Source organism: bacterium (assembly GCA_030655055.1).
Classification (GTDB): domain Bacteria; phylum Edwardsbacteria; class AC1; order AC1; family EtOH8; genus UBA5202.
The window spans coordinates 1-7,319 of sequence record JAURWH010000136.1 but is presented as its reverse complement, the minus strand read 5'-3'; the positions used below and the strand labels follow the sequence as shown (position 1 = coordinate 7,319).

General features: G+C 52.9%; 6 protein-coding genes. All 6 read left to right on the top strand.

Features of this window, described 5'->3' with window-relative positions; translation table 11 throughout:
* The coding region (locus Q7U71_06370; GenBank protein ID MDO9391381.1) for a putative PEP-binding protein at window positions 1-839 on the top strand (839 nt) is incomplete at its 5' end.
* A gap of 146 nt (window positions 840-985) precedes the next feature.
* A complete protein-coding gene (locus Q7U71_06365) occupies window positions 986-1,210 on the top strand; it encodes a hypothetical protein (protein MDO9391380.1) in 225 nt (74 codons plus the stop codon).
* A 33-nt stretch (window positions 1,211-1,243) separates the two neighbouring features.
* Window positions 1,244-2,545, top strand: a complete 1,302-nt coding sequence (locus tag Q7U71_06360; protein ID MDO9391379.1) for a restriction endonuclease — start codon at window positions 1,244-1,246, stop codon at window positions 2,543-2,545.
* A gap of 155 nt (window positions 2,546-2,700) precedes the next feature.
* Window positions 2,701-3,798 (top strand): DegT/DnrJ/EryC1/StrS family aminotransferase, encoded by a 1,098-nt coding sequence (locus Q7U71_06355; protein MDO9391378.1) that lies wholly within the window; start codon window positions 2,701-2,703, stop codon window positions 3,796-3,798.
* A 65-nt stretch (window positions 3,799-3,863) separates the two neighbouring features.
* Complete coding sequence (locus Q7U71_06350; GenBank protein ID MDO9391377.1) at window positions 3,864-5,180, top strand: replication-associated recombination protein A; 1,317 nt, start codon at window positions 3,864-3,866, stop codon at window positions 5,178-5,180.
* Window positions 5,181-5,286: 106 nt separating this feature from the next.
* Entirely contained in the window at window positions 5,287-7,110 is a 1,824-nt protein-coding gene (locus Q7U71_06345; protein ID MDO9391376.1) for a M6 family metalloprotease domain-containing protein, read from the top strand.
* Window positions 7,111-7,319: the final 209 nt, after the last annotated feature.

The following is a 7,319-nucleotide window of genomic DNA, read 5'->3' as shown; positions in this document are numbered from 1 at the left end:
AGGAGGAGCAGTACCAGGTCTACCGCCGGGTGGCGGAAAAGCTCAGCCCCGATCCGGTGATCTTCCGGACCTTTGACCTGGGCGGCGACAAGCTGGACAACAAGACCGGGCCCCTAAGCGAGGCCAACCCCTTCATGGGCTGGCGGGCCATCAGGTTCTGCCTGGACCGGCCCGAGATCTTCAAGCCACAGCTGAGGGCCATCCTCAGGGCCTCGGCCCACGGCCAGGTAAAGATAATGCTGCCCATGATCTGCTGCCTGTCCGAAGTGCTGAGCGCCAAGCAGATCATCGCCGGGGTCAAGGCCGAGCTAAAAAGCCAGGGCATCAAGTTCGATCCCGGCTGCCAGCTGGGAATAATGGTGGAGACGCCCTCGGCCGCCCTGACCTCGCGCCAGCTGGCCAGGGAGGTGGATTTCTTCAGCATTGGTTCCAACGACCTGACCCAGTACACCCTGGCGGTGGACCGCAGCAACCAGAGGGTGGCCGGGCTGTACGATCCCTTCAACCCGGCGGTGCTGCGGCTGATCCGGGAGGTCTCCGAACAGGGCCACCGGGCCGGGATCTGGGTGGGGATGTGCGGCGAGATGTGCGCCGATCCGCTGGCTATGCCGCTGCTTTTAGGCCTGGGCCTGGATGAGTTCAGCATGAACCCGGCTTCGGTGCCGGAGATAAAGCGGATGATCATGAATTTAAGCGTGGACGAATGCCGCAAGGTGGCGGCCAGGGTGATGGAGGAGTCGGATCCCATGGTCATCCGCCGGCTGCTTTTTGATTTTGTGGTCAATATCCTGCCGGACCTGAAACTGGCCGGGCAGATATGTTCGCTGGAGAGGAACTGAGCAGCTAAAAACCATAATTGGACACGGATTTACACAGATTTTTGGGACATATCATGTTGACTGTTTTTGGAAGTTGTGTCGGAAGTTGTTGCAAAATAGGCATTTAGCATCTTGCGTTCACCGAAATGTTGCTCACAGGTGCTGAAATGCTGCCCACAGGTGCTGCGAAGTCCGCCGCAGGCGTGGAAATGCTATTCACAGGTGCCGAAGTGCTGCTCACAGGTAGTGAAATATTGCTCACAGCTACTGAAATGCTCTTCACCGGTAGTGAAATGCCGCTCACAGCTACTGAAATACTATACACAGGTAGCGTAAATCTTGCTACTGGTGATGGCTTTGCAAACAATATTGCAAAACCAGTAGTGATATGAAATGTCCGAATGTTTTAAACATTTTTTAGAAATATGAGCGAAATTAACATTATAGATAAATTGACTGGTGTCGAATTTGAAATATTCGTAAAAGAATTTTTAGAAAATATCGGATTTTCAAATTTAAAAACAACAAAAGCATCGGGCGACTTCGGTGTTGATGTAACAGGAAATTTGAATACAGAAAAATATGTTATTCAGACAAAAAGATATAATAGGCCAGTTAATTTAAAAAGCGTTCAAGAAGTTTACACTGGCATGAAATATTATGGGGCTGATTTGTGTATGGTCGTTTCAAATAATATTTTCACAGAAGCAGCTATTGAGTTAGCAAAAAGCTGTAATTGTAAACTGGTTGACAGAGACGATCTTGAAAAATGGTTAAAAAAAGATTTTTCTTCTCCAAAAATGTTTTTAGAGTTTCTCCAAGAAAAGAAACTTAAAAAATTCAAAATACCTTCTGAAAAACTTGTTCAAGAATATTATTCCTTGAAAGAAAAACTTGGCAAACAACCGACAATTTCGGATATTGACAGCAAATGCAAATTTTCTTCGTCTGTTTATAGGAAAAGATGGGGAACCTGGAATTTTTTCCTTAAAGCAATCAATGAACCTATTATTCAAAACAAGTCCATTACGATAAAAGAATTTGAAAATAACTTTAAAGACGTAAAAGAACAAATTGGGAAAACCCCAACAACAAAAGATATGAATATTTTGGGAGAATATTCAATCAGCGCTTACGAAAGAAAATATGGCACTTGGAATAAGTTTTTAGAAGGCATTAATGAAAGCTTAAATAAAAAGCATAAAATAAGTAAAGATGATTTTGTAAATGAATTTTCTAGAGTTAAATTACTTTTGGGACATGTTCCAACTACTTTTGAGATGAGTGAGAATGGAAATATTGCGCCTAATTCTTATAGGAGAATTTGGGGGTCGTGGAGCAACTTTTTAAAAGAGCAGGGTGAGAAATATCAGAAACGCAATATCCCCGAAGCAGATTTAATAAGAGCATATTTGGGATTGAAGAAACAACTTAACAAAGAGTCCTTGACCCAAAAAGATATGAATGATTTTGGTAATTATTGCGCATCAGTTTACGAAAGACGCTTTGGCAGTTGGAACAAATTTTTAAAATATATTGGGGATAAAGAAAATCTAAAAACGGATATTTCTAAAAAAGATTTAAAAGAAGAATACTTAAGAATAAAAAATATTCTAAATAAAAGCACGTTGTCCTGTAGCGACATAAGAAAACATAGTAAATACGCTTTATCAACATACTTTAAAAGATTTGGAAGTTGGAATAGTTTTTTAAAAGAAATCGGATAAATTATCTGACACATCTTATAATACTGGATATGTGCACACACACGCTGGTCGTTTCATTCATATTTGGATCAGTTTTGCTACGGCAAAAATTGCATATTTAGAAATGTTTAATAGCATTCCCTAAACAACAAAACAATCAATATACACAACACAAAATGACTAAAGTTGAATTCCTGGACCTGCCCGCCCAGTACCAAAGCATCAAGCCCGAGATAGACGCCGCCATGGCCGCCGTGGTCTCTACCGGCGGCTTTGTGCTGGGCAAGACCGTGGCCGATTTCGAGCAGTCGGTGGCTAAATTCGCGGGCGCCAAATACGGCATCGGGGTGAACTCCGGCACCGACGCCCTGTACCTTTCGCTAAAAGCCGCCGGGGTCAAGGCCGGGGACGAGGTCATCACCACGCCCTTCACCTTTATCGCCACCGCCGAGGTGGTCTGCTGGCTTGACGCCAAACCGGTGTTCGCCGACATCCGCACGGACACGTTGAACATCGACCCCAAAAAGATCGAGGCCGCCATCACCCCGCGCACCAAGGCCATCATCCCTGTCCACCTGTACGGCCAGGCGGCGGAGATGGACCAGATCAAGGCCCTGGCCCAAAAGCACAACCTGAAGATCATCGAGGACTGCGCCCAGAGCCTGGGGGCATCTTACCACGGCAGGCAGACCGGGTCCCTGGGCCACCTGGCGGCCTTCAGTTTTTACCCCACCAAGAACCTTGGCGCCTACGGCGACGGCGGCCTGGTGCTGACCGATGACGAGGCGCTGTATAATGAAGTGAAAATGCTGCGCCAGCACGGCCAGGACAAGAAGTACCATCACGCCAAGCTGGGGATGAACTCCCGGCTGGACGCCCTGCAGGCCGCGGTGCTTTCGGTCAAACTGAAACACCTGGACAAATGGAACCAGAGGCGCCGGGAGCTGGCCGCCCTTTATACGTCCGCTTTCACCGGTATCGCCGGCATCACACCGCCGGTTGCCCTGGACCACAACGTTCACATCTATCACCAGTACACCATCAGGGCCAAGGACCGGGGAGCATTGGAGGAGCGCCTTACCAAGCAGGGCATCCCTTACGCCATTCACTATCCCATCGCGCTGCACCTGCAGCCGGCCTTTGAGTTCCTGGGCCTTAAGCAAGGATGTCTGCCGGAAGCCGAGTTGGCCGCTAAAGAAGTGCTGTCCCTGCCTATCTATCCCGAGATGACCGAGGCCCAGCAGAATGCGGTGATCGCAGCAGTGAAAGGGTAACCTCTCCCTTTATCCCTCCCCTCGAGGGGAGGGAAGGGTGGGGTTCCAAGATAAATACTGGTTTTATGAACAAAAAACAAACCGACATATTCCCCCAGGCTGACGTTCCCCAGGCCAACGTCCCCCTGGCCGACCGGATGCGGCCCCGCACCCTGGACGAGGTGGTGGGCCAGGAGCACCTGATCGGGCCGGGCAAGGTGCTTAGGAACCTCATAGAATCCGGGCAGATCCCCTCGCTTATCTTCTGGGGGCCGCCGGGCTCGGGCAAGACCACTTTGGCCCGGGTGCTGGCCAACACCGTTCAGGCCAACTTCGTGGAGTTCTCGGCGGTGACCTCGGGCATCAAGGAGATCAAGGAGGTCATCAAGGAGGCCGAGCAGAAGCGGGCGGTCCGCGGCGCGCGCACCATCCTCTTCGTGGACGAGATCCACCGCTTCAACAAGGCCCAGCAGGACGCCTTTTTGCCCCACGTGGAAAAGGGCACGGTGGTGCTGATCGGGGCCACCACCGAGAACCCCTCGTTCGAGGTGATCTCGGCTTTGCTGTCCCGTTCCAAAGTGCTGATCCTGAAGGGGCTGGAGGCTGCCCACATACTTTCGATATTGCAGAGAGCGATCAACAGCGAACTCGGCCTCAAACCCCTTCAAGTGACCGCTGAGTCCGATGCTCTGGATTTCATTTCCCAGGCCTGCCAGGGCGACGCCCGCACCGCGCTCAATGCCTTGGAGATCGCTGTCTCCATGGCCAAGCCTGATGATTCTGGGACCCTGTCCCTGACCCTGCACCTGGCCGAGGAGGCCATGCAAAAGAAATCACTGCTCTACGACAAGGCCGGGGAGGAGCACTACAACCTGATCTCGGCCCTCCACAAGTCCCTGCGCGATTCCGACCCCGACGGCTCCCTGTACTGGCTGGCCCGGATGCTGGCCTCGGGCGAGGACCCGCTGTACGTGGCCCGCCGGATGATCCGCTTCGCCGCCGAGGATGTGGGCCTGGCCGACCCCAATGCCCTGCTGATAGCCAACCAGGCCAAGGACACCTATCACTTCCTGGGCTCCCCCGAGGGCGAGCTGGCTTTGGCCCAGGCCTGCCTGTACCTGGCTTTGGCTCCCAAAAGCAACTCGGTCTACAAGGCCTACGGCGCGGTTCAGCGGGAGATAGAAAGCAGCGGAGCCCTGCCGGTGCCGCTGGTGATACGCAACGCGGTCACCAAGCTGATGAAGGAGGTGGGCTATGGAGCCGGTTACCGCTACGCCCATGACGAGCCGGATGCCAAGGTGGACCAGCAGCACCTGCCGGATGAGATCAAGAACAAAAAGTTCTACCATCCCGCCGACCGGGGCTGGGAGGGCCGGAAGAAGAAGGAGAGAGAAGTGACGTGAGCAGTTCCCGATTTTTCCCAAAAACACTTGACTTTGGGGTTTTCTGTTATTATAATGAAGTGTTGTAATTTTATCCGAAATCATAAATTTTGGAGGACCAGATAGAATGAAACTGAAGAACATCATTGTGGCGCTGTGCCTGCTGGCTGTGGCCGCGGTCTCTTTCGCCATGCCCCCGTTTCAGGGCATTCAGGAACCCGAAGCCCTGAAGGTTATGCGTCTGCAGGGAATGGACAGCCCCCAGCGCGGACTGGAAAGGGAACTGAGCCTCAAATCCAAAGCTGCCAAGGTCTCCGGCAGCCGCAAGTACCCGGTGGTGATGGGCTATTTCACCGACCTGGCGGCCACCAACACCCAGGCCGAGTTCCAGGGCATGTTGTTCAACACCGGGACCAACAATAAATCGGTCAACAACTACTACCGCGACATGTCCTACAATGCCATGAGCTGTTCGGGTCAGGTTGACAACTGGCGGAACAGCAATAATACGGTGGCTTATTATACCAACGGCACTAATTACGGAATGAGTGGCGGCACTACCGCCAATACCTACGAATTCATCCGAAAGGTACTGGTGCATGCCGATTCGTTCGTGAGTTTTGCCGATTCCAGCTATGACCGGGACCATGACGGTTATGTGGACGTATTGTGGGTGACCCATGCCGGCAAGGGGGCCGAAGAGGGCGCCGCCAACATCTGGTCCCACAGTTTTTATCTGTCAGGTTTTGGCGGAGGGGCCACCTATTACACTACCAACGATATCAGTCCCTTCACCGGCAACCCGGTCCGCATTGACGACTACATCATCAACCCGGAACGGACCAACTACGCCGACGGCAACAACACCACCACCGAGATGATCGGCTGCGGGGTCTACTGTCACGAGTTCGGGCATGCCATAGGGCTGCCGGATCTATATGATACGGATTACTACGGCTACGGTTCCGGTTACGGTCTGGGAAACTGGTCTTTGATGGCCGGCGGGTCCTGGGGCGGCAACGGCAACACCAACGCCCGGCCGACTGCCCTGGATGTCTGGGCCCGGCGCTTCCTGGGCTGGGCCAGCCCCACCCTGGTCACCAATGATAATCTTTATACGGTCAACGGCATCATGGCCACGGCATCTGGAAGCAGCTACAAGCTGGCCAGGCTCGGTTCTGACACCACCAAACAATTCTGGCTGATTGAGAACCGCTACGAACTGGGAGCCGGTCCGGTCAGCAGCGTCCGCTGGGATTCCCTGCTGCTGTCAACTTCTCCGGGCGGCCTGGCCGTCTATCACATAGACAGCACCTATACCTCCACCACCTATTATTCCACCAATTCTGTCAACAATAAATACACCAGCACCGGAGCGGCGCGCCCTTACGGCGTGGCACTGGAGGAGACCGACATGACTTCGGCAGGTTACTCCTCTGAACTCTGGAACGGCACCAATAACGGTGACGCCGCCGACATCTGGATGAGCAGCACCCAGACGGCTTTTGACAGCAACGGGACAGCCTATCCGGTCACCTACCTCAACGGCACCACTTCCACCACCGGCGGGGCCCACACCATGACCGCCATCCGGGCCATCCCGGCCGGCTCGGCCGCCATGGCCTGCAGCATGTTCGTAGCCGTTCCCACCGGAGTGGAGGGCCAGCCCCAGGCCGGCCTGATACCGGAGGCTTTCGTGCTGGGCAACTCATATCCCAACCCGGCCAAGGGCCAGATCACCATCAGTTACCAGCTGCCCAGGGGCGGCCAGACCACCATGGAGATATACAACATGCTGGGCCAGACCGTGCAGAAGTTCGACCTGGGCTGGCAGCCGGCCGGGACCCACAGCCTGAACTGGAATTCATCGCAACAGGTCCAGGGGGTATATTTCTACCGCCTCCAGTCCGGAGATTTCAGCAGCACCAAGAAATTAGTGTTGGTTAAGTAATTCCCGGGGAACTATACCCGACCGCCGGCTTCGCGACAGGCTCAGCCGAAGGATCCCCGCAGATCGTGCGGATCGTTCGCTAAAAAACATTTAAGAATTCATTCTTTAACAGATCTGCAACAAGCGGCAATAAACGGAAAATAATATTATTTTAATTGACGCCGGGGCAAATTCCCGGCGTCAATTTTGTTCTCGGGCCGTAACCTTAT

Coding starts and splice junctions, on each gene's coding strand:
- Q7U71_06365 (MDO9391380.1), top strand. CDS start 986: ATGCTGCCCACAGGTGCTGCGAAGTCCGCCGCAGGCGTGGAAATGCTA.
- Q7U71_06360 (MDO9391379.1), top strand. CDS start 1,244: ATGAGCGAAATTAACATTATAGATAAATTGACTGGTGTCGAATTTGAA.
- Q7U71_06355 (MDO9391378.1), top strand. CDS start 2,701: ATGACTAAAGTTGAATTCCTGGACCTGCCCGCCCAGTACCAAAGCATC.
- Q7U71_06350 (MDO9391377.1), top strand. CDS start 3,864: ATGAACAAAAAACAAACCGACATATTCCCCCAGGCTGACGTTCCCCAG.
- Q7U71_06345 (MDO9391376.1), top strand. CDS start 5,287: ATGAAACTGAAGAACATCATTGTGGCGCTGTGCCTGCTGGCTGTGGCC.